The 1,819-nt window shown below is 43.2% G+C and carries 3 protein-coding genes; all 3 read left to right on the forward strand.

Annotation, left to right across the window (positions count from 1 at the left end):
* Positions 1-351 (forward strand): anaerobic ribonucleoside-triphosphate reductase (gene nrdD / locus ACO4PX_RS10165; RefSeq protein ID WP_485572597.1); only part of this gene is annotated, 351 nt, incomplete at its 5' end.
* Between the two features lie 32 nt (positions 352-383).
* Entirely contained in the window at positions 384-902 is a 519-nt protein-coding gene (gene nrdG, locus ACO4PX_RS10170) for an anaerobic ribonucleoside-triphosphate reductase activating protein (RefSeq protein ID WP_485572601.1), read from the forward strand.
* Between the two features lie 191 nt (positions 903-1,093).
* Complete coding sequence (locus ACO4PX_RS10175; RefSeq protein ID WP_485572599.1) at positions 1,094-1,525, forward strand: hypothetical protein; 432 nt, start codon at positions 1,094-1,096, stop codon at positions 1,523-1,525.
* Positions 1,526-1,819: the final 294 nt, after the last annotated feature.

Here is a 1,819-nt window from a genome sequence, read left to right on the forward strand (position 1 = left end):
TTTGAGGCGGATTTCCAGAAGCTTTCTCCGGGAGGAGCCATCAGCTATGTGGAAGTTCCCAATATGCAGAACAATATCCCTGCGGTCCTAAGCCTCATGCATTTTATCTATGAAAATATCATGTATGCGGAGTTAAATACCAAGTCCGACTATTGTTGTGCTTGTGGGTATGACGGAGAGATTCAGATTATTGAGGATCAGTACGGAAAGCTGCAGTGGCGTTGTCCCAACTGCGGAAATGAGAATCAGGAGCAGCTGTCCGTTGCCAGAAGAACCTGCGGCTATATCGGCACCCAGTTCTGGAATCAGGGCAGAACCCAGGAAATTAAGGATAGAGTATTGCACCTATAAGGGAAGTTTTTTTCGAGAAAGTGTTTTTGAAGATGCATTACGGAGAAATCAAATACTTTGATATTGCCGACGGTCCCGGTATCCGGGTGAGTCTCTTTGTTTCCGGCTGTCCCCATGCTTGCAAGGGCTGTTTTAACGAAGCTTCCTGGAACCCAAGCTTTGGAGAAGTCTTTACGGAGGAAGTGGAGGAAAGGATTTTGCAAGCCCTTGATAAAAAGGAAATCCAAGGCTTAACCCTCCTTGGCGGAGAACCCCTGGTACCGGAGAATCTCCATGCCCTGCTTCCTCTTCTTCGGAAAATGAAGAAGCGCCTTCCGGAAAAGGATATTTGGTGCTATAGTGGCTACTGTTATGAGGAACTCGTAGAAAGAGAGAGCCAAGAGAAGGAAGAAATTTTGGAATTGTTTTCTATGCTTTCCGTTTTGGTAGATGGCAAGTTTCATTTAGAAGAGAAGGATCTTAGGCTTTTGTTCCGGGGCTCCAGGAACCAGCGCTTAATTTTCGTGCCGGAGACTTTGAAAAGCGGAAAGATTTGCCTGTATGCGGAGTAGAATGACGAATCTGCTTGCAGAACATTTTTAGAAGAATCCTAGGAAAGCCTTAAAGAATTTGTTTGTATTTCTTTCCCTTCTTCCTGTATAGTGGAGAAGCGGGAAAGCGGTAGAGCATAGTGTAAAAGTGTAAAGCGTGGAGCATGGTGTATAAAGCGTAAAATAAAGCATAGAGATCAAGGAGGCTAAAGATGGGAAAAAGAGGACTATTACTGGTAGCAGTTATGGCAATGGGGATTTTAGCCTGTGGAAAAAAGACGCCTACTACAGAAACCTCCCCTACTGCGACAGAAAAAACGGAAGAAGTAAAGACCGGTCAGGAGGGGGAAGACAAGGAGAGTAAGGCCGATGTAGCTGCGAAGGAGTCCACTTCCGGGGAAGCTAAGGGAAAGGAAGAGGGTGGCAAGGAAAAGAAGGATTTAACCGTAGTAACCGGTACTATTACCGATGCAGCAATGTACAGCGTAAGTATTCAGGGAAATGACGGAAAAGATTATGAGTTGAACAAAACCGATAAGTCCGATATTTCCGGCCTTTCTCAGGGCATTGAAATCGGGACCAAGGTAGAAGTAACCTTTGATAAGGATATGAATATCCTGACTATGGTGGATCCGGGAAAATAAAACTACAGTTTATGGCGGATTCGGAAATGTAAAGCTATAGTGCTCACTACTATGCTGTAGCGAAAGTCGTGGTCGAAGGCTTTGCTATATTCAAAATCAACAAAAAACATGCCTGCTATAAATTATAGTAATAGCTAAATCTTAATTATTTGCATTATCCCTTTTTTCTATTCTGTGCTACATTGTGCAGGAAAAGAAAAAAGGGATTTTTTTATCATAGAGGAAGAAAGAGAGAAAAAATTATGGCATATCATATCAGTACACGATGTCAACACTTGGATGGACAAAATAAGG

The sequence above is a fragment of the Oribacterium sp. genome (assembly GCF_057249185.1).